Below are 25,546 nucleotides of genomic sequence, written 5' to 3' on the forward strand. Positions count from 1 at the left end.
ACGCTCTTCGCGTGGACACCGACGAGCACCTGCCGGAGACGCTGCGCGCGGTCGAGGACGAGCTGGCGGCGCTGCTGCGTCGGGGGCGGGCGCTGTCCTGGGAGATCGCCCGGGAGGTGCACCCCAACCTGGAGCCGAACGCGTACGGGCTGCTGCTCTGGCTGCGCCGGTCCGGGTCGATCCGGCTGACCGACCTGGCCACCCGGCTGGGCATCGGCAAGGGCACGCTCAGTCGGCAGATCCACGGCCTGGAGGGGCTCGGTCTGGTCCGCCGGGATCCGGACCCGGACGACCGGCGGGCGTCCCAGCTGCGGCTCACCGAGGAGGGCACCCGGCGGTTCGACGCCGCCCGGGCCGCCCGCCTCGGGCAGATCCGGCGGACGATGGAGAGCTGGCCGAAACGGGACGTCGCGGACTTCGCCCGGCTGCTGCACCGGTTCAACGACACGTTCTGACCCGTCGGGGCGGAATAGAGCCGCGTCACGTCCGGTTGTTGCTTCAGGCAACCAACCCCTACGGTTGCCTGAGGCAACCCTTTCACCGACAGGCACCGGAGGCACTCCACGATGACCCAGGCGACAGCGCCCACCCGGGCGACCGCCGTCGACATGACCCACCGGCAGATCCTGGAGGCCCTCTCCGGCCTGCTGCTGGGCATGTTCGTCGCGATCCTCTCCTCCACGGTCGTCTCCAACGCGCTGCCGCGGATCATCACCGAGCTGCACGGCGGCCAGTCCGCGTACACCTGGGTGGTCACCTCGACGCTGCTGGCCACCACCGCGACCACTCCGATCTGGGGCAAGCTCTCCGACCTGGCCAGCAAGAAGCTCCTGGTCCAGCTGGCCCTGACCATCTTCGTGCTGGGCTCCGTGCTGGCCGGCCTCTCCCAGTCCACCGGGCAGCTGATCGCCTGCCGGGTGCTCCAGGGCGTCGGCGCCGGTGGCCTCACCGCGCTCGCCCAGGTGATCATGGCGACGATGATCGCGCCGCGCGAACGCGGCCGCTACAGCGGCTACCTCGGCGCGGTGATGGCGGTCGGCACCATCGGCGGCCCGCTGATCGGCGGCGTGATCGTCGACACCGACCAGCTCGGCTGGCGCTGGTGCTTCTACGTCGGCGTGCCGTTCGCCATCGCGGCGCTGATCGTGCTCCAGAAGACCCTGCACCTGCCCGTGGTCAGGCGCGCGGTCAAGATCGACTGGTGGGGCGCCACCCTGATCACCGCGGCCGTCTCGCTGCTGCTGATCTGGGTCACCCTGGCCGGCGACAAGTACGACTGGATCTCCTGGCAGAGCGGCGTCATGGTGGTCGGCGCGCTGCTGCTCGGCGCGCTCGCCATCCGGGTGGAGAACCGGGCCAGCGAGCCGATGATCCCGCCGCGGCTGTTCCGCAACCGCACCATCACCCTCGCCGTGATCGCCAGCATCGCGGTCGGCGTCGGCATGTTCGGCGCCTCGGTCTTCCTCGGCCAGTACTTCCAGATCAGCCGCGGCGAGAGCCCGACCATGTCCGGTCTGATGACGCTGCCGATGATCGGCGGCCTGCTGGTCGCCTCCACGGTCGTCGGCCGGATCATCACCAACACCGGCCGCTGGAAGCGTTACCTCGTCGCCGGCTCGGCCCTGCTCACCGTCGGCTTCGCGCTGATGGGCACGCTGCGCGCGGACACCCCGTACTGGCAGATGAGCATCTACATGGCGCTGATCGGCACCGGGCTGGGCATGACCATGCAGAACCTCGTGCTCGCCGTGCAGAACACCGTCGGCCCGCACGAGCTCGGCGCGGCCAGCTCGGTGGTCGCCTTCTTCCGCAGCCTCGGCGGCGCGATCGGCGTCTCCGCGCTCGGCGCGATCCTCTCGCACAAGGTGAAGGGCTACATCGCCGACGGGCTGACCGCCCTCGGCGTCCCGACCGCCGGCTCGGGCAGCGGCGGCACCCTGCCGAACGTGCACACCCTCCCCGCGCCGATCCGCGCGGTCGTGGAGAGCGCGTACGGCCACGGCGCCGGCGACATCTTCCTGGCGGCCGCGCCGTTCGGGCTGGTCGCCCTGATCGCGGTCTGCTTCATCAAGGAGATCCCGCTGCGCCTGCACAACAACGACCCGATCGCCACCGAGGTGGAGCGCGAGTCGACCGTCGCGGCCGGCGGCGGGTCGGCCGTGGTCCGGACCGGCATCCGGGACTGACCGATGAGCACGCCGGTGGACGACCGTGAGGAGTACGGCCCGCAGGCCCGCCCGCTCCCCTTCGAGCGGGGCACCGACGGGCCGCGGGTGGTGCTGGTCGGCGTCGACGGCACCCGCACGTCGCTACGCGCCGCTGCGTACGCCGCCGGCCTGGCCCGGCGGCAGGGCGCCGTGCTCGTGGTGGTCTTCGTCAGCTCGCCCGCCTCGTACGCCGCGCTGATGTCCGGCGTGGTGGCCGGGGCGGTGCAGCAGACCTACGACGAGCTCACCGCCGAGCTGCGGCAGCAGTTCCAGCGCGGGGCGGAGGAACTCGGCGTGCCGGTGACCTTCCTGTGCCGGCGCGGGGACGCGTACACCGAGTTACGCGCGGCGGCCGACGAGACCCGCGCGGACCTGGTGGTGGTCGGGTCGTCCGAGCAGGCCGGGCACCGTCTGGTCGGCTCGGTCGCCGCCCGGCTGGTCCGCACCGGCCGCTGGCCCGTCGTCGTGGTGCCCTGATAACCCGTCGCGGGTTGTCAGTCATGCCGGGCAGGATGCCCGGCATGACCTGGAGAGCACCGGAGATCACCCGGACCCCCGAGCCCACCGTCGGCGACGAGCGCACCATGCTGGAGGGCTGGCTCGACTACCACCGGCAGACCCTGCTGCTCAAGTGCGCCGGGCTGACCGCCGAGCAGCTGCGTACCCCGAGCGTCGAACCGTCCGGGCTGACCCTGCTCGGCCTGGTCCGGCACCTGGCCGAGGTGGAGGCCTGGTGGTTCCGGGAGAACTTCGCCGGGGAGAAGGTCGACTACCCGTACTTCACCCCGGAGAACCCCGACGCGGACCACGACGTCAGCACCGCCGACGCCGAGGCCGACTTCGCCACCTTCCACCGGGAGGTCGAGCTGGCCCGGGCCGCCGCGGCCGGGCACTCCCTGGACGAGACGTTCACCGAGGTCGGGCCGAAGAAGCGGACCTTCAACCTGCGCTGGGTCTACGTCCACATGATCGAGGAGTACGCGCGGCACAACGGCCACGCCGACCTGATCCGCGAACGCATCGACGGCGTGACCGGCGACTGAGACCGAGGCCCTTCAGTGCCGTGGGTGCGGGTCGGTCGGAGTGCCTCGCCCACCCGCCGGCGCTGGGTGCCGGGTCCCTTCCTGCCGCGCTACGAACTTGATGTCGTCAACGAATCGGTCTCCGCCGGGCCGGCGATGCATCCACGTCATCAAGTTCGTAGCGTGCCGAGCAGACCCCCGGTTGCGGGGTCGGACCGGTGGACGCCGGCGAGGGGGTCGCCGAGCGGCGAGGCGTCCGGACCCTCCAGGACGCACGGCTGCGGCACGAAGCGGGACGGCACCAGGGTGAGGCCTCGGGGATCGGGACGCCGCCGACGACCTGCGTCCGGAGACTCGGCAGGGCGACTAGACCGGACTCGTCCGCAGCGCCGCCCGGAGGTAACGCAGGTCGCCCGGGCCGTCCCAGCGGTGCGCCGACAGCCCGGCCACGCGGGCACCGGCGACGGCCCGGGCCTCGTCGTCCACGAAGAGCACCCGCGACGGCGGAGTCTCCAGCGCCTCGCAGGCCGCCTCGAAATACTCCTTGGCCGGCTTGTGCACGCCGATCACCGAGGAGTTGACGATCACGTCCAACTCGTCCACCAGGCCCAGCGCGGCGATGTCCGCGTCGAGCACATCGGTGGCGTTGGTGCCCAGCCCGACCCGGACGCCAGCCGCCCGGGCCTCCCGGACGAAGTCCAGCACGTCCCTGTCGACCTCGCCCCGGTAGCGCTGCCACTCGTCCACGGCGGCGCGGGCCCGCTCGGGGCTGCCCAGCGACGGCGCCAGCGCGTCGGCCACGCTGGTCATCCACTCGGCGTGGCTGACCTTGCCGGTGAGCACCGGCCGGAGCAGCCCCCAGGACATGGCGATCTCACCGAGGATCCCCTCGGAGAGCCCGTACTCCCGCTCCACGCCGGCGGCCACCGCCGGGTCCCAGCGGCGCAGTACGCCGTCGAAGTCCAGCAGGAGTGCCGTCGGCCGTTCCCGTGCCACTACTGATTCTCCTCGCCGCGGCCGGGCCGCTCGTCGTCCGCGGCCCGGTTGAGCCGCTGGCTGATCACCTGGGTGACCCCGCTGCGCATGGTCACCCCGTAGAGGGCGTCGGCGATCTCCATCGTCCGCTTCTGGTGCGTGATGACGATCAGCTGGCTCTTCTCCCGCAACTGCGCCAGGAGCGTGATCAGGCGCCCCAGGTTCACGTCGTCGAGGGCCGCCTCCACCTCGTCCATGATGTAGAACGGGCTGGGCCGGGCGCGGAAGATCGCCACCAGCATCGCCACCGCGGTCAGCGACCGCTCGCCGCCGGAGAGCAGCGACAACCGCTTGATCTTCTTGCCCGGCGGCCGGGCCTCCACCTCCACGCCGGTGGTCAGCAGGTCCTCCGGGTCGGTGAGGATCAGCCGTCCCTCACCGCCGGGGAAGAGCACCGTGAAGACCTGCTCGAACTCCCGGGCGGTGTCGGCGAACGCGCTGGCGAAGACCTCCAGGATCCGCTCGTCGACGTCCTTGACCACGGTGAGCAGGTCCCGGCGGGTCGCCTTCAGGTCCTCCAGCTGCTCGGAGAGGAACTTGAAGCGCTCCTCCAGCGCGGCGAACTCCTCCAGCGCCAGCGGGTTGACCTTGCCGAGCAGGGCCAGTTCCCGCTCCGCCTTGGCCGCCCGCTTCTCCTGCACCGGCCGCTCGTACCGGACCGGCTCGGGCACCGGCAGCCCGTCGCGTTCGGCCGTCGCCACGTCCACCTGGGTGGGCGGGACGGGCTGCGCCGGGCCGTACTCGGCGACCAGGGTCTCCACGTCCAGGCCGAAGTCCTCGGCCGCCTTCGCCTCCAGCTGCTCGATGCGCAGCCGCTGCTCGGCCCGGGCCACCTCGTCCCGGTGCACCTGGCCGGTCAGCCGTTCCAGCTCCGCGCCGAGCCGCTTGGCCGCGCCGCGTACCTCCTGGAGCTCGGCCTCCCGGGCGGCGCGTTCGCGCGCCACGGCGTCGCGGTGCTCCTCGGCCGCGGCGATCGACCCGGTGAGCCGGGTGAGCGCCTCGCGGGCGCCGCCGACCACGGCGCGGGCGATCGCCGCGCCTCGGGTCCGCGCCGCCCGGCGGGCCGCGGCCCGTTCCCGCGCCGACCGCTCCGCGGCCGCCTGCCGGGCGAGCGAGTCGGCCCGACCGGCGATCGAGGAGACCCGCTCCTCGGCGGTACGCACCGCGAGCCGGACCTCCATCTCGTTCTGCCGGGCCCGGGGCACCATCGCGGCGAGCTGGTCGCGTTCCTCGGTGGAGGGTTCCGCGTCGATCGGGGTGGCCTCGGCCAGCCGGAGCCGCTCCTCCAGCTCGGACAGGGCGGTCAGGTCGCGTTCCCGGGCCGCCTCGGCGCGGGACCGGGACTCGCCGAGCCGGTCGGTCTCCGCCTTCGCCGAACGGGCCGCCGCGCCCAGCTCGGCCAGCCGCCGCGCGGCCGCGTTGCGGTGGCTCTCCGCCTCCCGCTTGGCGGCGGCGGCGTGCTGCACGGCCTCCTTGGCGGCGGCCACCTCGGCGCGCGCGTCGACCAGCTGTTCGCGAAGCTCGGCGCCCGTCCGCTCGGCGGTCAGCCGGTTGGCGCGGGCCTCCTCCACGGCCGCCTGGACCTCGATGAAGCTGGGCGCCTTGGCCGACCCACCGGCCGCCGCGTACGCCCCGACCACGTCCCCGTCCGGGGTGACCGCGCGCAACTCCGGGCTCTCGGCGACCAGCTCGGCCGCGGCGGCGAGGTCGTCGACCAGCACCACGTCGCGCAGCGCCCGGTGCACGGCCGGACGGATCTCGGCCGCGCACTCGACCAGGTCGGGCGCCCAACGCGCGCCCTCGGGCAGCTGGGGGCGCAGCGCGTCGGCCGGCCCGGTCATCCCCGGCCCGGCGGGGCTGCCGACGAGCAGGCCGGCCCGGCCGGCGTCGGAGATCTTCAGCAGCCGCATCGCCTCGACGGCCTCGTCCACCCCGCTGACCGCGACCGCGTCGGCGAGCCCGCCGAGCGCGGCGGCCAGCGCCGCCTCGTGGCCGGGAGCCACGGTGAGCAGGCCGGCCAGGCTGCCCAGCAGCCCGGGCACCTCGCCGGCGCGGGCGAGCAGCGCACCGGCGCCGTCCTTGCGGCGCAGGCCGATGGCGAGCGCCTCCTCGCGGGCCTTCCAGGTCGCCGCGTCCTTCTCGGCGGTTCGCTCGGCGTCGGCCAGCGAGCGGACGGCCGCCTGCGCCTTCTCCTGCACGGCGACCGCCTCGGCGTGCCGCTCGTCGAGGTCGGCGTTGTCCCGGTCGGCCTCGGTGGACTGTTCGGCCACCGCGTCCACCTCGGCCTGGGCCTTCTCGGCCCGGGCCAGCGCGTCGGCGTGCGCGGCGGCGAGCCGGTCGATCTCCTCGCCGGCGCTGGTGGTCCGGGCGCGGGCAGAGTTCACCTGGCCGGTCAGCCGGGCCAACCCCTCCCGCCGGTCGGCGATCGCCTTGGCCGCGGCGACCAGCTCCCGCTCGGCGGCGGCGAGCTGCCGTTCCAGCTCCTGCCGGTGCTCCACCGCCTCGGCGAGCCGGATCTGGTCGTCGGTCAGCGCCTCGCGCAGCTCCTCCTCCTGCTCGCGGACCCGCTGCGACTCGGCCTCCAGCTGGTCGGGATCGCGGCCGGGGCGCTCGTCGTCCCCGGCGGCGCTGAGGTGGCGCAGCCGCTCGCGGGCGAGCTGCTCGATGGAGCGGAACCGCTCCTGGAGGGCGGAGAGCTTGTACCAGGTGTCCTGCGCGGCGGCGAGCAGCGGGGCGTCCTCGGCCAGCGCCGTCTCCAGTTCGCCGAGGCGGCCCTGCACCTCGGTGTGCTCGGCGTCGAGCTGCTCGCGTCGCTCCCGCAGCGCCGTCTCGTCGGCGATCTCCCTGTCCAGGGTGGCGCGCAGGGTGGCCAGGTCGTCGGCGAGCAGCCGCAGCCGGGCGTCGCGCAGGTTCGCCTGGATCGCGGCGGCCCGTCGGGCCACCTCCGCCTGCCGGCCCAGCGGCTTGAGCTGGCGGCGCAGCTCGGCGGTGAGGTCGGTGAGCCGGTTGAGATTCACCTGCATCGCGTCGAGCTTGCGCAGCGCCTTTTCCTTGCGCTTGCGGTGCTTGAGGACGCCGGCCGCCTCCTCGATGAACGCCCGCCGGTCCTCCGGCTTGGCGTGCAGCATGCCGTCGAGCCGCCCCTGGCCGACGATGATGTGCATCTCCCGACCGATGCCGGAGTCCGACAGCAGCTCCTGGATGTCGAGCAGCCGGCAGGTGTCGCCGTTGATCTCGTACTCGCTCTCGCCAGAGCGGAACATCCGGCGGGTGATGGAGACCTCGGTGTACTCGATCGGCAGCGCGCCGTCGGTGTTGTCGATGGTGAGGGTGACCTCGGCCCGGCCCAGCGGCGCCCGCCCGGCGGTGCCGGCGAAGATGACGTCCTCCATCTTGCCGCCGCGCAGCGCCTTGGCGCCCTGCTCGCCGAGGACCCAGGCGATGGCGTCGACGACGTTGGACTTGCCGGAGCCGTTCGGGCCCACCACGCAGGTGATCCCGGGCTCCAGCTTCAGCGTCGTCGCGGAGGCGAAGGACTTGAACCCCTTCACCGTCAGGCTCTTGAGATACACCTTCTCGATCCTCGTCCGGTGGCCGCCGTACCGTCGCGGGCTGCGCGGACCTGGTGAACCCGCAGACTAACGCGTTGCCGGCGACCGCAGGGCACGCGACCCGCCCCGGGGCCGCCCCAGCGGGAACGGATCAACGGCGGAATTGGGGACGGGCGGCCGAACGGAGCGGTTCCACGACGACTTCCACAAGATCGCGAAATTGCGGCGCCGAATGGTGCGGAGACAGAGCTGCGCGCCGGCACTAAAGTGTCGGCGCGCGATTTCGTGATGGTGCGATTCAGTTTTCCGACCCTGGAAGATCAGGTCAGCGCGGGCTCGGCCAGCCGCAGGAGGTCGTCCGCCTCCGCCGCCGCCGCCGCGAGCCGATCATTGTCGGCGCGCAAACGCGTGATCTCGAACTCCAGTGCCTGAACCCTGGAACGCAGTCGGGTGACCTCGTCGAGCAGACGCCGGTCGGGCGCTGCACCTACGTGGCCGTACAGGGCCTTAGCCATGCTGACTCCTTGATATGCGCTGCCGGAAGAGCCGGCCAACGCGCGCCCATTCGTGTACGCGGCTGTCCTCCCACCGATATGTGGGCATGACCGGGCGCGACTGGCGACACCTATATATTGAGCCGATACCCCCTCCTTCGTCAAGTTCCCGCAGGCCGTAGATCATCTCCACGTCTGCCCTGTCCACTTGCCGGGGGCCGCAAGGCTCGGACACGCTCTGTCCGGACTCCTCAACTCTACGCCTCGGAATGTGCGTAGGGTCACCTCGTGAGGCCCACTCGCCTTAACTCTTCCTTAGCCACGTTGCCGCAGTTCAGAGCGCAGCCGTAGCGTCAGCCCGGCCCGCAACCGACCCCGTGGAGGCGACAGGCGTGAACGGCTGGACCGACGCAGATGACCCGGACGGCGCCTATCGGCGTGCGCGACCGCCGGCCGACGAGCCCCCGAGCTGGCTCACCGACCGTCCCGAGCCGCGGTCGGCGTACCTCTTCGGCGACGAGCCGGGGCAGCCGGGCGACGACCGGTGGGCCGACGCCCCGACCGGCCGCTTCGGACGCCCGCCCGCCGAGACCACCCCGTACCGGGACCGCACCTCGGTCACCCCGCCGGTCGACCTGACCGCCCGCCCGGAGACCACCGGCTCGATCCCGGTGGTCGACCTCGCCGCGCGCGCCGGTGCCTTGCGGCCCGCCTCCGAGCCGGCGGCCGACGGGCAGGGTCGGCATCGGCAGAAGGGGCGCCTCCCCCGCCCCCTGCTGATCGGCGGCGCCGCCGCGGCGGCCACCCTGGTGGTCAGCCTCGGGGTGGGCGCGTTGGTGCTGCCCAGCGGTGACGAGGACGCCGACCAGGCCTCCTTCGACGACACCGTCGCCGCCGCCCCGGTGGCGCCCGGGCTCGGCGGCGCTCCCGCCGACGCCCTGGCCGCCACCGGGTCGCCGACCACCGCCGCGCCCACCGCGTCGCCGACCACCGCGCGGCCGACCCCGTCGCCCAGCCGGAGCGTCGCGCCGGCACCCGCGCCGAAGCGGACCCAGGCGCCCTCCCGGCAGAGCACCGTGCGGACCACCGCCCCCACCGCAAGCCCGACGAGGAACACGCTGAGCGCCGGGGCGAGCAGCCAGGTGCAGCAGGTCGTCGACCTGGTCAACGCCGAGCGGGCCAGGGCCGGCTGCGGGGCGGTGCAGGTCGACGACAAGCTGATGCTCGCCGCCCAGCGGCACAGCCAGGACCAGGCCGACCACCAGGACATGACGCACACCGGCAGCGACGGCAGCGACGCCGGTGAGCGGCTGGACCGGGTGGGCTACTCCTGGCGCACCTACGGCGAGAACGTCGCCTGGAACCAGCAGACCCCGGCCGCGGTCATGGAGGCCTGGATGAACAGCTCCGGGCACCGGGCCAACATCCTGAACTGCGCCTTCACCGAGATCGGCGTGGGCGTGGCGACCAGCAACGGGCCGTACTGGACCCAGGACTTCGCCGCCCCGCGCTGAGCCGAACGGACCCGCCGCCCCCCGGCGCCGACGTGACCGCGTCGTCGTCGGGGGGCGCTCGTTTGACCGGGTGAGGCCGGCGGTGGGGCGCCGGCCGGGACCCGGGAGCTGCCGATGCGGATCCGGCTGCCAGCATCCGCGCCACGGAGCGGGCCGCGGCGGGCGGCGGCGCGCGTGCGGCCGATGGGGCGCCGGCGACGCGCGGTCCGTCGGGCGCTGCCGGCGGCCGTCGCGCTCACCCTGCTCAGCCCGGTGTACGGCTGCCACGCCCCGCTGGTCCCGCCGGGCGCACCGACCCCGTGGCCGGCCGCGTACGCGCAGCGGTGGCAGTGGCAGTGGCAGCTCAGTGGGCCGATCGACACCACGGTCGACGCCGACGTCTTCCTCCTCGACCCGGTACGGGTGACCGCCGCCGAGACCGGCGCGCTGCGCTCCCGGGACCGCCGGCTGGTCTGCCAGGTGCACGTCGGCTCGTACGCCGCCGGCGATCCGGACGCCAGCCGCTTCCCGGCGGCGGTCCGTGGCGCCCCGGCCCGGCGGCCGCAGAGCCGCTGGCTGGACGTACGCCGCTGGGACGCCCTCGAACCGGTGCTGGCCGACCGGTTCCGGCTCTGCCGGGGCAAGGGGTTCGGCGCGGTGGCCCTGGCCGACGCCGACGGGTACGCCCACCGCTCCGGCTTCCCGCTCGGCTACGACGACCAGCTGCTGTTCAACCGGCGGGTGGCCACCCTGGCCCGCTCGCTCGACCTCTCCCCCGGCCTGATGAACGACGTGGGGCAGGTAGCGGCGCTGGCGCCCGACTTCGACTTCGCGGTCAACGAGGAGTGCATCCGGCTGCGGCAGTGCGCCAAGCTGCTGCCCTTCGCCGACGCCGACAAGCCGGTCTTCCACGTCGAGTACGCGGGTGCGACCGCGCGCTTCTGCGTGACCACCCTCGGGTACGGCTTCTCCTCCATCCGCAAGACCCGCGACCTGGCCGCCTGGCGGGAGACCTGCCGCCTGACGTGAGCCCCGGCGGACGCGGAACCGGTCGGTCAGCCAGCCGGGGATGAGCGCGCCGGCAGGCGGATGGCGGGGCGACCCGGAGAACCGAGGTCGCATCGACGCGGAGGGCCCGGACCGGTCGCCGGTCCGGGCCCTCGCCGTCGGTCCGGTCAGCGGGCGCCGACCAGCTCCGGAGCCGGCGCCGGCGGGTCGGCCGGGTCGGCGGCCCGGGCCCGCAGGAAGCGCGGCGCCCACCAGTTGGCATCGCCGAGCAGCGTCATCAGCGACGGCAGCACCACCGCCCGGATGATCGTGGCGTCCAGCAGGATCGCCGCGGCCAGGCCGACGCCGAGCTGCTTCATGTCGATCGTGCTCAGCGAGGCGAAGATGCCGAACACCCCGACCATCACGATGGCCGCGCTGGTCACCACGCCGGCCGAGGAGGTGATGCCGTACGCCACCGCGTCCCGGTTCGACATGCCGTTGCGGATGCCCTCGCGGATCCGGCTGACCACGAAGACGTGGTAGTCCATGGAGAGCCCGAAGAGCACCACGAAGAGGAAGAGCGGCAGCCAGGAGACGATCGCTCCCATCGAGGTGAAGCCGAGCAGCCCCTCCGCCCAGCTGTTCTGGAAGACCAGCACCAGCAGCCCGTACGCGGCGCCGGCGGAGAGCAGGTTGAGCAGGATCGAGGTGAACGCGACCACCACCGACCGGAACGTCCAGGTCATCACCAGGAACGTCAGCGCCAGCACGAACGCCATCACGACCGGCAGCTTCTCCTCGACGTGCTGCGCGTAGTCCTCGCTGGCGGCCACCCCGCCGCCGACCGCGTACTCGACGCCGGGGATGCCGCGCATCGCCGCCGGCAGCAGGTCGTCGCGGAGCTCGTCCAGCGAGCGCACCGCCCGGTCGTCCCGGCTGGCGTACGGGGTGGCGATCTCCAGCACCGACACCCGGCGGTCCGCCGACACCTCGATCTTCGGGCCGTCCGCCTCGACGGGGGCGAAGAGCGGGTCGGCGCCGGCCCGCCCGGCCAGCCCGGTCAGCGCCCCGCGCACCCGGTCGGCCTGCTCGGCCGGCGCCCGGACGGCCACCGTGTGGCTGGTGCCGGTGCTCGGGAAGGCGGCGGTGAGCCGGTCGTACGCCTGCATCGCCGCCGTGGTGCGCGGCAGGTCCTCCATGCCGGGGAACTTCAGCTTCATGCCGAGCGCCGGGGCGGCCAGGGCGAGCAGCAGCCCGACCGAGACGACTAGGGTGGCCAGCGGCGCCTTCAGGGCGGGCCGCAGCACCGCCGGCCAGAACCGCGGCTTCGCCGGCTCGCCGTGCCGTCCGGTACGCGCCGCGGTGAGCCGCCAGAGCAGCGGCACCCGGGGCCGGTCGACCCAGCGGCCCAGCTTGGCCAGCAGCGCCGGCAGCACGGTCAGCGAGCCGGTCACCGCGACCGCGACCACCAGGATCGAGCCGACGGCGAGCGAGGAGAAGACCGCGTCGTTGGCGAGCAGCAGACCGGCCATCGAGATGATCACCGCGAAGCCGGAGACCACCACAGCGTGTCCGGAGGTTTCCGCGGCGATCTCCACGGCGTCCAGCCCGGCCCGGCCCTTCGCCCGTTCCTCCCGTTCGCGGCGCACGTAGAACAGCGAGTAGTCCACCCCGACCGCCATGCCGATCAGCAGGATCACGCTGGCGGTGGTGTCGGTGGCCGGCACCAGGTGCGAGGCCAGGGTGGACAGGCCCATCGCGGCGGCCACCGAGGAGAGCGCCAGCAGCACCGGCACGCCCGCGGCGATCAGCGCGCCGAACGCGACGATCAGGATGGCCAGGGTGACCGGCAGGCTCAGCAGCTCGGCCCGCTTGAAGTCCTTGCCCAGGGTGTCGTCGAGCGCCTTGTTGATCGACGGCCCGCCGACCTCCTCGACCCGCAGCCCCGGGTGGGCCCGCTGCACCTCGGCGGTGGCGTCGCGCAGCGGCTGCACCCGCTCCGACGCGGTCTTCGCGTCACCCGACATGGTGACCGGCAGCAGCAGCGCCCCGCCGTCGCGCGACGGCACCGGCGTCCCCACCGACGCCACCCCGGTCACCTTCCGGAGCCGGTCGGCCGCGTCCGTCGCGGCGGCCCGCGCCGCCGCCTGGTCCAGCGTCCCGCCCCGCGGCGTGATCAGCACGTTCTCCACTGCGGGATCGGCGAAGGCGCCCTCGGTGACGATGATGTCGGCCCGCCCGGACTCCCCGATCGCCATGTCGGCGTCGGTGGCCTCCTTCAACCCGGCGGCGTTGCCACCGACGAAGCACACCGCCACGAACACCACCCAGAGCGCGATCGCCCGCCACGGGTGCTCGGCGCTCCACCGCGCCAGCCGCACCGTCACCGGTCTCCTGCCCATCTCCTCGGCCCCCCTCCGTACGCCGGCTCCCTGCCGACGATCTGACGCTAGGGAGGACGGCGGGCGGAGACATCGGGGAACGGCCCCGGCTCGTCCCGGACGTGGCGGATCCCGTCCGGGCGGGCCGGCCGGGGTGGGCCAACCGGACAATCAGCGGAATATCAGGCGCATGTCCGGGGCCTGCCCAGCGCGGCGCGGGGTCGGCACACCGGCGCAACCCCGAACCGGCTCGGGGTCATCCCCTCAGGGCACCCCGGGGCCGCGGCTGACAGCGCGGGCAACTGTACGACGACCGGTTCATGAACGCCTCCCGCCGGATCGGCGCACCGCACCGCCGGCACGGCTCGCCCTCCCGGCCGTACACGTTCAGCGACCGGTCGAAGTAGCCGCTCTCGCCGTTGACGTTGACGTAGAGGTCGTCGAAGCTGGTGCCGCCCTGCTTGATCGCCTCGGCGAGCACGTCCCGGACGTGGCCGAGCAGCCGGGTCGCGGCCGGCGCGGTCAGCGCGTCGGTGGGCCGGGCGCCGTGCAGCTTCGCCCGCCAGAGCGCCTCGTCGGCGTAGATGTTGCCCACCCCGGAGATCAGGGTCTGGTCGAGCAGCGCGCGCTTCACCTCGGTACGCCGCCGGCGCAGCGCGGCGACGAAGCCGGCATCGGAGAACTCCGGGTCCATCGGGTCCCGGGCGATGTGCGCGATCTCGGCCGGCAGTTCGGCGCCGCCCTCGCTCACCGAGAGGCCGCCGAACGTGCGCTGGTCGACGAAGCGCAGTTGCGGACCGTCGTCGGCGAACCGGAACCGGACCCGCAGGTGGAGCTCGTCGGCGGCCTCGGCCGGCTGGAGCAGCAGCTGACCGGACATGCCCAGGTGGCCGATCAGGGCGTCGCCGCTGTCCAGCGGCAGCCAGAGGTACTTGCCGCGGCGGCGGACGTCGGTCACCGTCCGGTCGGCCAGCACGTCGGCGAAGTGCTCCGGGCCGGGGACGTGCCGGCGGACGGCGCGCGGGTGGCGCACCTCCGCCGAGGAGATCCGGCGGCCGATGACCCACTGGGCCAGCCCCTGCCGGACCGTCTCCACCTCGGGCAGCTCAGGCACGACCCAGGCCCGCCTCGGCGGCCGTGTCCTCCGGGGCGACGGCCGCGTCCGGCTCGGGCTGCGCGTCCCGCTCGGCCTGGGCGGTGAGCTCCCGCCAGGCCGACTCGGCGGCCCGCTGCTCGGCCTCCTTCTTGCTGCGCCCCTCGGCCCCGCCGTAGCGGTTGCCGGCCACCACCACCCAGGCGGTGAAGGTCTTCAGGTGGTCCGGGCCGGTGCCCTCGATCCGGTACTCCGGGACGCCCAGCCCCAGCGCGGCGGTGAGCTCCTGGAGGCTGGTCTTCCAGTCCAGGGCGGCGCCCCGGCCCGCCGACTCCGCCATCAACGGGTCGAAGAGCCGGTGGATGACCAGCGCGGCGGTGTCCAGGCCGTACTGGAGGTAGATCGCGCCAAGCAGCGCCTCCAGGGTGTCGGCGAGGATGCTCGCCTTGTCCCGGCCACCGGTGCTCTCCTCGCCCTTGCCGAGCAGCAGGTAGGCGCCGAGGCCGTCCGGCCCGAGACCGCGGGCCACGTCGGCCAGCGCGCGCATGTTGACCACGCTGGCCCGCAGCTTGGCCAGCTGCCCCTCGGGCAGGTCCGGGTGGTTGCGGAAGAGCGCGGTGGTGATCACCACGCCCAGCACCGAGTCGCCGAGGAATTCCAGCCGCTCGTTGGTGGGCAGGCCGCCGTTCTCGTACGCGAACGAGCGGTGGGTGAGGGCGCGCTCCAGCAGCTCCGGATCGAGCGTCACGCCGAACGCCGCCTCCAGGTGACCGAGGTGGACCCGCCGCCGTCTGTCGTTCGTCATGCTGTTACCTCTTCGTTCGCGACCTCAGGGCGGGCAAGCGCACTCCTCGGGCTCACTTGCACACCTCGGTGTCGGGGCTGTCACTGTTCAGGATTTGGTCGGCAGTGCCGTCGAGCAGCGCGCGGACCCGGTCGGCGGCGTCCCGGCGCCACAGGTGGGCGGCGAGCGCGATTCCGGAGGCGACGTCCTCGGCCGACGCCGCGCCGTGGCACACCACCACGGTGCCGGCCACGCCGAGCAGGGCGGCCGCGCGGGGGGCGCCGCCGCGGTCGGGCGGTCCGCCGGCCATCGCGTACGCGCCCTCGATCGCCTTGAGCAGCACGTTACCGGTGAACCCGTCGGTGACCACCACGTCGGCGCGCGCGCCGAGGGCGACGTCGTACCCCTCGACCAGGCCGACGTAGCGGGCCGCGCAGGGCAGGTCGAGGGCGGCCAGCAGCGGATCGGCGGCCCGCCGGCAGCGGTCCCCCTTGCCCGCCTCGGTGCCGACGGAGAGCAGGCCGACCCGGGGGGCGGCGACGGCGTGCGCGACCGCGGCGTAGGCCGCGCCGAGCAGGGCGTGCCGGGCCAGGGTGGCCGGTCGGGGTTCCAGGGAGCCGCCGACGTCGAGCAGCACCACCGGGCCGGCGACGGCCGGCAGGGTGGCCACCAGGGCGGGGCGGCGGACGTCGGTCCACCGGCCGAAGCCGAGCGCGGCGGCGGAGACGGTGGCGCCGGTGGAACCGGCGGAGACGAGGGCGTCGGCGGCGCCGTCGCGGATGGCCGCGACGGCCGCACGGACGGTGCTGTCGGCGCGGGGCGCGTGGTGGGTCGCGCCGGCGGCGGCCCGCACCGGGCGGACCGTGATCCGGGCGCGCTGCACCGGCGTCAGGGCGTCGGTCACCGAGGCCGCGACCTCGGTCGGGCCCACGAGCAGCAGATGCAGGTCGGGGTCGGCACGCACGGCACGCAGAGCGCCGTCAACCACGACGGCGGGAGCATCGTCCCCGCCGAGGAGGTCAACGGCGATCCGCGCGGTGCCCGGCTCCATCGGAACGCCGGCCGGAACAGGCCGGCCGGCGTCGGAGGGAGCCGGGGCACCGGGCGATCGCCTGGGTGCGCGCGCCGCCCGACCCGTGGTCGGGGGCGTCACTCGGCGTCCAGGTCAGACCTCGAGAACCTGGCGGCCGTTGTACGTGCCGCAGACGGAGCACGCCGCGTGCGGCAGCTTGGGGGACTTGCACTGCGGGCAGGCCACGGTCGCGACCACGGTCGCCTTCCAGTTCGCCCGGCGGGACCGGGTGTTGCTGCGCGACATCTTGCGCTTCGGGACGGCCACGGTTCCTACTCCTCTGTACGGTTCAGTTGCGACAGGCCCGCCCAACGCGGGTCGATCTGCTGGTGGCTGTGGTCGGCCGGCAGATCGTCCCAGTGCACCCCGCATTCGGGGCACAAGCCTGGGCAGTCCTCCCGGCAGAGCGGGTTCGTCGGCAGCGTGAGCACCACCGCGTCCCGCAGCGCCGGTTCCAGGTCGATCAGATCGTCCTGCATCCGGCCCACCTCGTCCTCGTCGGTCGTCTCGTCCGTGGTGCTGTTCTCGTACGCGTACAGCTCCTGGACGTTCACGACCATCGAGTCGTTGATCTCGCGCAGGCAGCGCCCGCACTCGCCCTTGACGGGACCGCTGACGGTCCCGGAGACGAGTACGCCCTCGGACACCGACTCCATCCTCAGGTCGAGGTCGAGGTCCGCGCCCTCCGGCACGCCGATCATCTCCACGCCGAGGTCCGCCGGCGCCGGCACGACCCGCTTGACCGTACGCAACGCACCAGGGCGACGCGGCAGGTCTCTCGTGTCGAGAACCAGCGGCGCCCTGGGGTTGAGTGATGAAGGCGAGTGCTTGGGCATAGTCAGACTCCGGCCGGTGATAGGCCGACAAAAAAGGTTACCTGGACGGCGGCCCGCGAGTCGAACCGGGGGCCACGCACCACCGGGCTGTCGGCTTTCCGGTGTGCCGCTCAGAAGGGTAGCGGGCGTTCCGCCTCGTCCCCAGCGAAGGTGCCGATCTCCCGCAGCGCGTGCATCTTGTCCCGGCCACGCTCTATCGAGGCCAACGCCCTGGTGAGGAACTGCTCGAAGTTGGCCAGGGCGGTGTCGACGTAGTCGTCCACCTCGTCCCGCAGCCGCTGCGCCTCCGCCCGGGCCTCCGCGATGATCCGGGCGCCCTCGTGCTCCGCGGAGACCGTGATCTCGTTCACCGACACCAGGCGGGCGTGTTCTGCCTCACCCTCGCTGATGATCCGGTCGGCTTCCCGCTTGCCGGCCTCCATGATCTTGTCCCGCTCCTCCAGGAGCGCGGCGGCGCGGCGCAGGTCGGCCGGGAGTTCACCGCGCAGCTCGTCCAGGGCCTCGATCATCTCGCCCCGGTCGACCATGCAGTTGTTGCGCGACATCGGGACGGAGCGGGCCTGCTCCACCATGGCGATCAGTTCGTCGATGCGATCGAGCGGGTCCACCGGTACCTCACTCCCTGTCGTTCGTCGGCCGACCTACATGATGCGGGTTACGGCCGGGTTCCCGCTCCACACATGATGTCGTGCGCGGGCGAGCCTCGCCCCATCCATCCCGGCCCGGCGCGTCGCGGCGCGCCGGGCGGGGGTGGCCGCGGGGGTCAGGCCCGGTGCTCCGGGCCCAGCCGGGCCACCAGCTGGTGGCGCACCACGTCCGGGACGTGGGAGGAGATGTCGCCACCCCACTTCGCCACGTCCTTGACCAGGCTGGAGGAGAGGAAGGAGTAGAGCGGGTTGGTGGGCATGAAGAGCGTCTCGACCCCGGCGAGGCCGATGTTCATCTGCGCCATCTGCAACTCGTAGTCGAAGTCGCTGACCGCCCGCAGTCCCTTGATCAGGACGCTCGCCTCCTGCGCGCGGCAGAAGTCGACCAGCAGGCCGCGGAACGACTCGACCCGCACGTTGTCGTACGAGGAGGTCACCTCGCGGAGCATCTCGATCCGCTCCGCGACGGTGAACAGGCCGCTCTTCGACTGGTTCACCAGTACGCCGACGATCACCTCGTCGAAGAGCCGGCTGGCTCGTCCGATGATGTCGAGGTGTCCGTTGGTGACCGGATCGAACGAGCCGGGACAGACCGCACGTCTCATGATCGGCGACCGTACCAAAGGGTCGTCTCGCCGTAACGGCGACTGCGCTCCCCCGTGACGCCCTCCACCCACGGCACCGGACCGGTGCGGCTGGACCGCTCCACCACGACCAGGGCGTCCGGGGCCAGCCAGGCGCCGTCGACCAGCGCGGTCAGCAGCGCGGCGATCTCGGCGTCGGGCACCGCGTACGGCGGGTCGGCGAAGATCACGTCGTACGGGGCGCCGTCCGGGCCGGCGGCGAGCACGGTGGCCACCTTGCCGGTGACCAGTCGGGCGGCCGGCGCGGCCCGCAGCGCCGCCACGTTCTCCCTGATCACCCGGGCGGCCCGGGGATCGGACTCGACCAGCAGCACGTGCTGGGCACCCCGGGACAGCGCCTCCAGGCCGACCGCGCCGGAGCCGGCGTACAGGTCGGCGAAGCGGGCGCCGGCCAGGTCCACCTCGGCCTGCACCGCGCTGAACAACGCCTCGCGCACGCGGTCGGAGGTGGGTCGGGTGCCGGCGCCGGGCGGCGCGGCGATCCGCCGGCCGCCGAGCGTGCCGGCGACGATCCGGGTCACGGCTGCCCCCTGTCCATGGCCCTGACGCTACGCGACGCGCGAGCCGGACCGGCGGACACGGTGGGTCCCGGCGGACCGGGCAGATGATCACTTCTCGTATATCAAAGATCTCAGATGCGTAACATCGTCGTGGGCCGTTTTCGAGCGCTGTGACGGCGGTGGCCCGCCCGCTAGGGTCTGCCCGGTGCCGGCGGCGCTTCCCGCCGGCCGTGCGGTGCCGGGGAAGGCGCTGTCACGGACGTGCCGCAACGCGACCGGGACGAAAAGCACCCCCCACGCCGCACCCTGACGCATCATCACCCCGGGAGTACGCGTGATCCGCACCCTGCCGCCACGGCGACCGCTCGCCGTGGTCGCCGCCGCGCTGGCCGGCCTCGCCACGGCGCTCGTCTTCACGGCGCCGGCGACGGCGACCGACAGCTCGCCGTCACCGACCGCCCCGCCGACCGCGACCGGCTCGCCCAGCACCCCGGCCGAGCCGACGCCCACCTGCGTCAAGGCGGCCGACGCCCGCTACACCCACACGTTCGACGGGCCCGCGGGCAAGGCCTCCATCACCCTGACCAACGGACCGCTCTGCGCGGGCGAGGAGCAGGAACTGGCGCTGGTGTCCTACGTGACGCCGTCGGCGACCTTCGCCGTGCCGCAGTACGTGCTCGACACGTCGGTCAAGAAGTTCAGCGGCGTCACCACCGGCGAGCTGGGCGTGGCCACCCTGGACTTCACGGTCGAGGTGCCGAACTGCCACACCCAGGTGGACTTCGTCTTCGGCAGCAGGGTCATCGACCCGCTGACCGACACCAGCGACCGGTACGGCGACCGCAAGGTCGGCAGCGCCGCGGGCCCCGGTGCCCGCTCCACCGGCCCCCGGGCCTGGTACAACGGCGGTTCGGGCACGTGCAGCGCCGCGCCCGAGGTGATCGCCGAGTCCGACTGCGACGGCAACGTCGAGCTGACCCTGGTCAACCGCAGCGGCAACGCCCCGGCGACCTTCACCGTCACGGGCAGCGCCGGCTTCACCGAGACCGTCACCGTCCCCATGCGCAAGATCGAGACCCGGAAGCTCAGCTCCGGCGAGGCGCAGGAGATCACCGTGGCCGCCGCCGGCATGAAGGACTTCACCGGTGGCTGGGAGAAGCCCGCGGACTGCCAGCAGCCCGAGATCGGCGCGCCCGACGCCGGGTACGAGTCCACCTGCGACGCGCTGACCTTCCGGATCAGCAACCCCGAGAACGGTGCCCGGCTGACCTCCACCTTCACCCCGAGCAAGGGGCAGCCGAAGACGCTGACCGTCGAACCGGGCCGCACCGGGACGGTCCGCTTCGCCGCCAGCAAGGGCCTGACCGTCACCGTCACCGGCGACCTCGACTCCGGCGGCCCGCTGGCCTGGGAGCAGCCGGAGGACTGCCCGACCGGCGGGACCGGCGGCGGCGACCAGCCCAAGGACGGCCTGCCGGTCACCGGCGTCGCCGGGGGCGGCATCGCCGCGGGCGCGCTCGCCCTGCTGACGGCCGGCGCGGTGCTCTTCGTCGTCGCCCGACGTCGCCGGATCCGCTTCACCGCCTGATCCACCCGACCCGCGAGGGCGCGCCGACTCCGGCCGGCGCGCCCTCGTCTCCGGATCGTCCGAAGTGGATCCGCGCGACCGTTCGATGACTCACCGTGGATTGATGATCTCGAAACGGCAACAACCCGGGATCGGTTCGGGACGCCCCGCCGCCCCTCGGTACAGTCACCCGGCACGCCCGCGCTCCACGCGGACGCGCCTGCCTGCCGGGGAGGCCGTGCTGAGCCCGCGACCGATCGGTCGCGTCGGCTCCCACCTCCCGGCCGGACACCCCGCATCCCTCGTCAGGAGTACACGTGAACCGCCTGAAGTTCCGGCGCGTCGCGGCGGTCGCCGCCGGCGCACTGATCGGCCTCGCCGGCGTCGCGACCGTCGCCAGCCCCGCCCTGGCCCACCACCCCGAGCCCTCGGGCACCTACTGCGCCGCCAAGGACGGCGAGGTCACCGTCACCTGGACCGTCGGCAACAGCGAGAGCGACATCACCGGCACCGTCACCAAGCTCGAGTCGACCGTGCCCGGTGACTTCACCGGCACCCTGAAGCTCGGCGGCGAGCTGCCGAAGAAGGGCGACGGCCCGGCCACCGCCACCCAGACGCACACCTTCACCGGCGAGCTGCCGGAGCTGAAGCTGACCGTCGAGGCGAAGTGGACGCGCGACGACCGCATCATCACCGAGGAGCGCACCGTCAGCGCCCAGCCGGCCGGCGACTGCGCCCCGGCCGAGTCGCCCTCGCCGACCGCGCCGACCTCGCCGACCGCGAGCCCGGAGCCGACCAGCTCCCCGGAGCCCACCCCGACCCAGTCGAGCCCGGCCACGCCGACCAGCCCTGCGGCGACCCCGTCCAGCCCGGCGGCCACCACGCCGGCCGAGCCGGAGGAGCCGGTGTTCCGGCTCGAGGAGACCTGCGACGAGATGACCTTCATCGTGGAGAACCCGGCGAAGGGCGTCCCCTTCACCGCCACGCTGAAGACCGAGAAGGGCGTCACCAAGAAGCTCGAGTCCACCCCGGGCAAGACCACCTCGGTCAGCTTCGACGCGTACCAGGGCCTGAAGGTCACCGTCTCCTACGACATCGTCGAGGGCTCGGAGACCATCGAGTACACCCAGCCGGAGAAGTGCGACAAGGGTGAGGGCGGCGGCCTCCCGGTCACCGGTGTCGCCACCGGTGGCATCGCCGCCGGGGCCGTCGTGCTGCTCGCCGCGGGCGCGATCCTGTTCGTGGTGGCCCGCCGCCGCCGGGTCCGCTTCACCGCCTGAGCGTCAACCGCCTGACGCCGAAGGGCGCGTCGACCGACCGGTCGACGCGCCCTTCGCGCTGTGCGGGGATCCTCCGACGGGTCAGCCCTTCTCCAGGTACTCCGCCCGTTCCTCGTCGACCAGTGCCGCGACCGAGGCGGCCAAAGCGGGGTGCCGCGCCAGCTCCGGGTCCTCCTCGACCAGGGTGATCGCCTCGGCCCGGGCGTCCCGGATCAGGTCGGTGTCGCGTCTGAGCGACAGCAGCCGCAGGTGCGAGCGGCGGCCCGACTGGGTGGCGCCCAGCACGTCGCCCTCCCGGCGCTGTTCCAGGTCCAGCTCGGCCAGCTTGAAACCGTCCGTGGTGGAGGCGACCGCGTCGAGCCGCTCCCGGGCCGACGAGCCCTCGGCCGCCTCACTCACCAGCAGGCAGAGCCCCGGCGCGCTGCCCCGGCCCACCCGGCCGCGCAACTGGTGCAGCTGGGAGACGCCGAACCGGTCCGCGTCCAGCACGATCATCACGGTGGCGTTGGGCACGTTCACGCCCACCTCGACGACGGTGGTGGCGACCAGCACGTCCAGCTGCCCGTCGGCGAAGGAGCGCATCACCGCGTCCTTCTCGTCGGCGGGCAGCCGACCGTGCAGGACGCCGATCCGCAGCCCGTGCAGCGGCCCCTCGGCCAACAGCGGCGCCACCTCCGTCACCGCCACGGGCGGCCGTCGGCCGTTGTCGTCCTCCCGGGGCGCCTCCTCGTCGGAGCCGGGGCCCTCACCGATACGCGGGCAGACCACGTACGCCTGATGGCCGGCGGTGACCTCCTCGCGCAGCCGGCGCCACGCCCGGTCCAGGAAGGCCGGCTTCTCGGCCGCCGGCACCACGTGCGAGGCGATCGGGGAGCGCCCCTGCGGCAGCTGGGACAGGGTGGACGTCTCCAGGTCGCCGTAGACCGTCATCGCCACCGTGCGCGGGATCGGGGTGGCCGTCATCACCAGCACGTGCGGCGGCTGGTCTGCCTTGGACCGCAGCGCGTCGCGCTGCTCCACCCCGAACCGGTGCTGCTCGTCGACGACCACCAGGCCCAGATCGGCGAAGTCGACCCCCTCGTAGAGCAGGGCGTGGGTGCCCAGCACGATGCCGGCCCGGCCGGCGGCGACCTCGGCCAACGCCCGGCGACGGGCCGCCGCGCCGAGCGAACCGGTGACCAGCTCGACCCGGGTGGCGTCGTCCGCGGCGTCCAGCTCGCCGGCCCGGGCGAGGGGGCCGAGCAGGTCGAGCATCCCCCGGTGGTGCTGAGCGGCGAGCACCTCGGTCGGGGCGAGCAGCGCCGCCTGACCCCCCGCGTCGACCACCTGGAGCATCGCCCGCAGTGCCACGACCGTCTTGCCGGAGCCGACCTCGCCCTGCAGCAGCCGGTGCATCGGGTGCGGGGCGGCCAGGTCGGCGGCGATCTCCACGCCCACGTCCCGCTGGCCGGTCGTCAGCTCGTACGGCAGCCGGGCGTCGAACGCGTCCAGCAGCCCACCGGGCTTCGGCGGGCGGGGCCGGGCCGGCCAGGACGCCGCCCGCTGCTTGCGCTGCACCAGGGTGAGCTGCACGGCGAACGCCTCGTCCCACTTCAGTCGGCGGCGGGCCCGGTACAGCTCCTCCTTGCTGGACGGCCGGTGGATCTCGCGGAGCGCCGCGCCGATGCCGATCAGGTTGCGGCCGGCCCGCACGGTGGCCGGCAGCGGATCCTCCGGCGGGGTGAAGGTGTCCAGCACCACCCGTACGCAACGGGCGATCACCCAGGTCGGCACGGCTGCGGCGGCCGGGTAGACCGGGATCAGCGCGCCGGCGAACTCCTCGATCTCCTCGCTGGCCGCCGCCTCGCCGTCGGTCGAATCCCCGAGCAGCTGGTATTCCGGGGCGTTGAGCTGCCGCTTGCCCCGGAACTCGGTGACCTTGCCGGCGAAGAGCCCCCACCGACCGGGGCGCAGCTCCCGCTCCCGCCAGGCCTGGCCGAAGAAGGTCAGGGTGAGCACTCCGCCGGAGCCGTCGCCGACGGTCACCTCCAGCAGGTTGCCCCGGCGCTGGCGCATCGGCCGGACCGCGGTGCGCTGCACCTGGGCCAGTACCGTCACCTGCTCGCCGACGTCGAGCGAGCGGATGTCGGTGTGCTCGCCGCGCTCGTCGTACCGGCGGGGGAAGTGGTAGATCAGATCGCCGGCGGTGTGCAGGTCGAGGTGGCTGGCCAGCGCCTTGGCGGTCTTCTCCCCGACCAGCTTCTTGAGCGCGGTGTCCACCGTGGCCGGCTCGGACGTCGTCATTCGACCCCCACCAGGAGCGGATAGTGCGGTTGGCCGCCCGCATACGCCTGCACCTCCACGAACGGCCAGCGCCGGCCGAGGTGGGCGCGGATCGCGTCGGCCAGGCCCGCCGGGGCGTCCGCGCCGGTGAGCAGGGTGACCAGCTCACCGCCGCCGCCGAGCATCCGGTCGACCACGGCGGCGCAGGTGTCGACGAGGTCGGCGCCGATCAGGTGCACCTCCCCCTCCACCAGCGCGAGCACGTCACCGGGGCGGCACGGGCCGGCGACGGTCAGCGCCTCCCGGCTGGCCCAGCAGACCTCGGCGTACCGGCAGGCGCCGGCGGCCTCGGCCATCGCGATCACGTCGTCCTCGAAACGGCGCTTCGGGTCGCGGACCGCGATCGCGGCCAGCGCCTGCACCGGCGACCGGGTGGGCACCACGCTGACCTTGACCCCGAAGCCGTGCGCCTCGCGGGCCGCGGCGCTCGCCACCGCCTGCGTGTTCGGGTCGTTGGGGAGCACCACCACCCGGGCGGCGGCGGTGGCCCGCACCGCGTCGAGCAGCTCACCCGTGGACGGGTTGCCCGGCACCACCGTGGCCCCCTCGCCGGCGAAGAGCTCGGCGATGCCGGCGCCGGCGGCGACCACCACGGCCGCCCGGCCGTCCGGCGCGAGGCCGGGCCGCGGGGCCGGCACGTTCTGGTCGGCGAACCGGGTCACCGAGATCCGGTACGGCCGACCGGCGGTCACCCCCGCCTCCACCGCCGCGCCCACGTCGTTGACGTGCACGTGCACGTTCCAGGTGGTGGACGCCTCGGGCGAGGCCCCGTCGCCGACCACCACCAGCGAGTCGCCCAGCGCGGCCAGCTCGGCCCGCATCGCGGCCACCGCCTCGTGCCCGGCGTCGAGCAGGAACTGCACCTCGTAGGCGTACTCGGCGGAGCCGCTCTCCCGGGCGGCGGTGAGCGGCGCGCGGACCGCGCGGGTCACCGGCGCCGGCCGGGGCGGGCTCTCCCCGGTGACCACCTCGACCAGGGCGTCCAGCAGCAGGCAGAGCCCCCGCCCGCCGGCGTCGACCACGCCGGCCCGGGCCAGCTCGGGGAGTTGCTCGGGGGTGCGGGCCAGGGCCCGGGTGGCCTCGCCGGCCGCGGCCCGGGCCACCGTGCGCAGGTTGTCGCTGTCGGCCTGCTCGGCCGCCGTCGCGGCCGCCGCCACCACGCTGAGCAGGGTGCCCTCCACGGGCCGGGCGACGGCGGCGTACGCGGCGACGGTGGCGTCGCGCAGCCCGGCGGCCAGCTCCCGGCCGCGCACCGCGGGCGCGGCGGCGAGCGCGTCGGCCATGCCGCGCAGGATCTGCGACAGGATCACCCCGGAGTTGCCGCGGGCGCCGAGCAGCGCGCCCCGGGCCATCAGCCGCAGGGCGTGCCCGTGCCCGGTGTGCCCGTCCTCCGGAAGGGTGCCCAGATCCATCGCCAGCGCCTGCTGGGCGGAGGTGAGGGTGAGGACCATGTTGGTGCCGGTGTCGCCGTCCGGGACGGGGTAGACGTTGAGGTCGTCGATCTCGCCCTGGTGGCGGCGGAGCGCGGTGAGCCCACCCGCGCACCAGCGGCGCACCGCGGCGGCGTCGAGGGTGTCCAGCACGGCCAGAAGCCTACTGGCGCGCACCGACACCCGCCGGGGTCGGCC

General features: G+C 73.9%; 22 protein-coding genes. 8 read left to right on the forward strand and 14 right to left on the reverse strand.

Features of this window, described 5'->3' with window-relative positions; translation table 11 throughout:
* The first annotated feature begins 11 nt into the window (after window positions 1-11).
* The 4 genes from V6U81_RS00800 (at window position 12) to V6U81_RS00815 (ending at window position 3,250) form a co-directional block, all read left to right on the forward strand.
* Window positions 12-455: a MarR family winged helix-turn-helix transcriptional regulator gene (locus V6U81_RS00800; protein ID WP_334482830.1), complete on the forward strand. Its 444-nt coding sequence runs from the start codon at window positions 12-14 to the stop codon at window positions 453-455.
* 111 nt (window positions 456-566) lie between these two features.
* On the forward strand, window positions 567-2,186 hold the full coding sequence (locus tag V6U81_RS00805) for an MDR family MFS transporter (protein ID WP_334482833.1): 1,620 nt from the start codon (window positions 567-569) through the stop codon (window positions 2,184-2,186).
* A gap of 3 nt (window positions 2,187-2,189) precedes the next feature.
* Window positions 2,190-2,684 (forward strand): universal stress protein, encoded by a 495-nt coding sequence (locus V6U81_RS00810; protein WP_334482836.1) that lies wholly within the window; start codon window positions 2,190-2,192, stop codon window positions 2,682-2,684.
* Window positions 2,685-2,728: 44 nt separating this feature from the next.
* On the forward strand, window positions 2,729-3,250 hold the full coding sequence (locus tag V6U81_RS00815) for a DinB family protein (RefSeq protein WP_334482838.1): 522 nt from the start codon (window positions 2,729-2,731) through the stop codon (window positions 3,248-3,250).
* Window positions 3,251-3,595: 345 nt separating this feature from the next.
* On the opposite strand, the gene V6U81_RS00820 is transcribed toward V6U81_RS00815, so the two are convergent.
* The 3 genes from V6U81_RS00820 to V6U81_RS00830 all read right to left on the reverse strand — a co-directional run bounded on the left by V6U81_RS00820 (window position 3,596) and on the right by V6U81_RS00830 (window position 8,330).
* Window positions 3,596-4,225 (reverse strand): HAD family hydrolase, encoded by a 630-nt coding sequence (locus V6U81_RS00820; RefSeq protein ID WP_334482841.1) that lies wholly within the window; start codon window positions 4,223-4,225, stop codon window positions 3,596-3,598.
* A complete protein-coding gene (smc, locus tag V6U81_RS00825; RefSeq protein WP_334482843.1) occupies window positions 4,225-7,836 on the reverse strand; it encodes a chromosome segregation protein SMC in 3,612 nt (1,203 codons plus the stop codon). Before smc ends, V6U81_RS00820 begins: the two co-directional genes overlap by 1 nt.
* Window positions 7,837-8,135: 299 nt before the next feature.
* Window positions 8,136-8,330, reverse strand: a complete 195-nt coding sequence (locus tag V6U81_RS00830) for a hypothetical protein (protein ID WP_030487463.1) — start codon at window positions 8,328-8,330, stop codon at window positions 8,136-8,138.
* Between the two features lie 371 nt (window positions 8,331-8,701).
* Here V6U81_RS00830 and V6U81_RS00835 point away from each other — a divergent pair, with 371 nt between their 5' ends.
* Together V6U81_RS00835 and V6U81_RS00840 are read left to right on the forward strand one after the other, a co-directional pair.
* Entirely contained in the window at window positions 8,702-9,823 is a 1,122-nt protein-coding gene (locus V6U81_RS00835) for a CAP domain-containing protein (RefSeq protein ID WP_334482845.1), read from the forward strand.
* A gap of 183 nt (window positions 9,824-10,006) precedes the next feature.
* Window positions 10,007-10,831, forward strand: coding sequence for an endo alpha-1,4 polygalactosaminidase (locus tag V6U81_RS00840; RefSeq protein WP_334482847.1), 825 nt, complete (start codon window positions 10,007-10,009; stop codon window positions 10,829-10,831).
* Between the two features lie 146 nt (window positions 10,832-10,977).
* On the opposite strand, the gene V6U81_RS00845 is transcribed toward V6U81_RS00840, so the two are convergent.
* From V6U81_RS00845 to rsmD, 9 genes are all read right to left on the reverse strand, one after another.
* Entirely contained in the window at window positions 10,978-13,194 is a 2,217-nt protein-coding gene (locus V6U81_RS00845; RefSeq protein ID WP_334482849.1) for an MMPL family transporter, read from the reverse strand.
* Between the two features lie 235 nt (window positions 13,195-13,429).
* Window positions 13,430-14,287 carry a bifunctional DNA-formamidopyrimidine glycosylase/DNA-(apurinic or apyrimidinic site) lyase gene (gene mutM, locus V6U81_RS00850; RefSeq protein WP_334482852.1) on the reverse strand — a complete coding sequence of 286 codons (858 nt, stop codon included), beginning with the start codon at window positions 14,285-14,287 and terminating at the stop codon, window positions 13,430-13,432.
* Window positions 14,280-15,071, reverse strand: a complete 792-nt coding sequence (rnc, locus tag V6U81_RS00855; protein WP_334482855.1) for a ribonuclease III — start codon at window positions 15,069-15,071, stop codon at window positions 14,280-14,282. The genes mutM and rnc overlap by 8 nt, the downstream gene beginning before the upstream one ends.
* A 52-nt stretch (window positions 15,072-15,123) precedes the next feature.
* Entirely contained in the window at window positions 15,124-16,101 is a 978-nt protein-coding gene (locus tag V6U81_RS00860) for a phosphate acyltransferase PlsX (protein WP_334482858.1), read from the reverse strand.
* A 114-nt stretch (window positions 16,102-16,215) separates the two neighbouring features.
* Window positions 16,216-16,389 carry a 50S ribosomal protein L32 gene (gene rpmF, locus V6U81_RS00865; protein ID WP_030335284.1) on the reverse strand — a complete coding sequence of 58 codons (174 nt, stop codon included), beginning with the start codon at window positions 16,387-16,389 and terminating at the stop codon, window positions 16,216-16,218.
* Window positions 16,390-16,394: 5 nt separating this feature from the next.
* The gene (locus tag V6U81_RS00870) at window positions 16,395-16,958 is read right to left on the reverse strand and encodes a YceD family protein (protein WP_334482872.1); all 564 of its coding nucleotides are present in this window, start codon (window positions 16,956-16,958) and stop codon (window positions 16,395-16,397) included.
* A gap of 110 nt (window positions 16,959-17,068) precedes the next feature.
* A complete protein-coding gene (locus tag V6U81_RS00875) occupies window positions 17,069-17,566 on the reverse strand; it encodes a hypothetical protein (RefSeq protein ID WP_334482875.1) in 498 nt (165 codons plus the stop codon).
* Window positions 17,567-17,721: 155 nt separating this feature from the next.
* Window positions 17,722-18,210: a pantetheine-phosphate adenylyltransferase gene (gene coaD, locus V6U81_RS00880; protein WP_334482878.1), complete on the reverse strand. Its 489-nt coding sequence runs from the start codon at window positions 18,208-18,210 to the stop codon at window positions 17,722-17,724.
* Window positions 18,207-18,770: a 16S rRNA (guanine(966)-N(2))-methyltransferase RsmD gene (rsmD, locus tag V6U81_RS00885; protein WP_334482881.1), complete on the reverse strand. Its 564-nt coding sequence runs from the start codon at window positions 18,768-18,770 to the stop codon at window positions 18,207-18,209. Before rsmD ends, coaD begins: the two co-directional genes overlap by 4 nt.
* A gap of 313 nt (window positions 18,771-19,083) precedes the next feature.
* Here rsmD and V6U81_RS00890 point away from each other — a divergent pair, with 313 nt between their 5' ends.
* Together V6U81_RS00890 and V6U81_RS00895 are read left to right on the forward strand one after the other, a co-directional pair.
* Window positions 19,084-20,337 (forward strand): cell wall anchor protein, encoded by a 1,254-nt coding sequence (locus tag V6U81_RS00890; protein WP_334482884.1) that lies wholly within the window; start codon window positions 19,084-19,086, stop codon window positions 20,335-20,337.
* 296 nt (window positions 20,338-20,633) lie between these two features.
* Window positions 20,634-21,596 (forward strand): cell wall anchor protein, encoded by a 963-nt coding sequence (locus V6U81_RS00895; protein ID WP_334482887.1) that lies wholly within the window; start codon window positions 20,634-20,636, stop codon window positions 21,594-21,596.
* A gap of 81 nt (window positions 21,597-21,677) precedes the next feature.
* Here the strand turns inward: V6U81_RS00895 and recG are convergent, their stop codons facing one another.
* Both recG and V6U81_RS00905 read right to left on the reverse strand, forming a co-directional pair.
* Window positions 21,678-23,879, reverse strand: a complete 2,202-nt coding sequence (gene recG, locus V6U81_RS00900) for an ATP-dependent DNA helicase RecG (protein ID WP_334482889.1) — start codon at window positions 23,877-23,879, stop codon at window positions 21,678-21,680.
* On the reverse strand, window positions 23,876-25,501 hold the full coding sequence (locus V6U81_RS00905; protein WP_334482891.1) for a DAK2 domain-containing protein: 1,626 nt from the start codon (window positions 25,499-25,501) through the stop codon (window positions 23,876-23,878). The genes recG and V6U81_RS00905 overlap by 4 nt, the downstream gene beginning before the upstream one ends.
* Between the last annotated feature and the right edge of the window lie 45 nt (window positions 25,502-25,546).

The organism is Micromonospora lacuserhaii, from assembly GCF_036902735.1.
In the GTDB taxonomy this organism is placed as follows: domain Bacteria; phylum Actinomycetota; class Actinomycetes; order Mycobacteriales; family Micromonosporaceae; genus Micromonospora.

Coding starts and splice junctions, on each gene's coding strand:
- V6U81_RS00805 (WP_334482833.1), top strand. CDS start 567: ATGACCCAGGCGACAGCGCCCACCCGGGCGACCGCCGTCGACATGACC.
- V6U81_RS00810 (WP_334482836.1), top strand. CDS start 2,190: ATGAGCACGCCGGTGGACGACCGTGAGGAGTACGGCCCGCAGGCCCGC.
- V6U81_RS00815 (WP_334482838.1), top strand. CDS start 2,729: ATGACCTGGAGAGCACCGGAGATCACCCGGACCCCCGAGCCCACCGTC.
- V6U81_RS00830 (WP_030487463.1), bottom strand. CDS start 8,330: ATGGCTAAGGCCCTGTACGGCCACGTAGGTGCAGCGCCCGACCGGCGT.
- V6U81_RS00840 (WP_334482847.1), top strand. CDS start 10,007: ATGGGGCGCCGGCGACGCGCGGTCCGTCGGGCGCTGCCGGCGGCCGTC.
- V6U81_RS00845 (WP_334482849.1), bottom strand. CDS start 13,194: ATGGGCAGGAGACCGGTGACGGTGCGGCTGGCGCGGTGGAGCGCCGAG.
- rnc (WP_334482855.1), bottom strand. CDS start 15,071: ATGACGAACGACAGACGGCGGCGGGTCCACCTCGGTCACCTGGAGGCG.
- V6U81_RS00860 (WP_334482858.1), bottom strand. CDS start 16,101: ATGGAGCCGGGCACCGCGCGGATCGCCGTTGACCTCCTCGGCGGGGAC.
- V6U81_RS00870 (WP_334482872.1), bottom strand. CDS start 16,958: ATGCCCAAGCACTCGCCTTCATCACTCAACCCCAGGGCGCCGCTGGTT.
- coaD (WP_334482878.1), bottom strand. CDS start 18,210: ATGAGACGTGCGGTCTGTCCCGGCTCGTTCGATCCGGTCACCAACGGA.
- recG (WP_334482889.1), bottom strand. CDS start 23,879: ATGACGACGTCCGAGCCGGCCACGGTGGACACCGCGCTCAAGAAGCTG.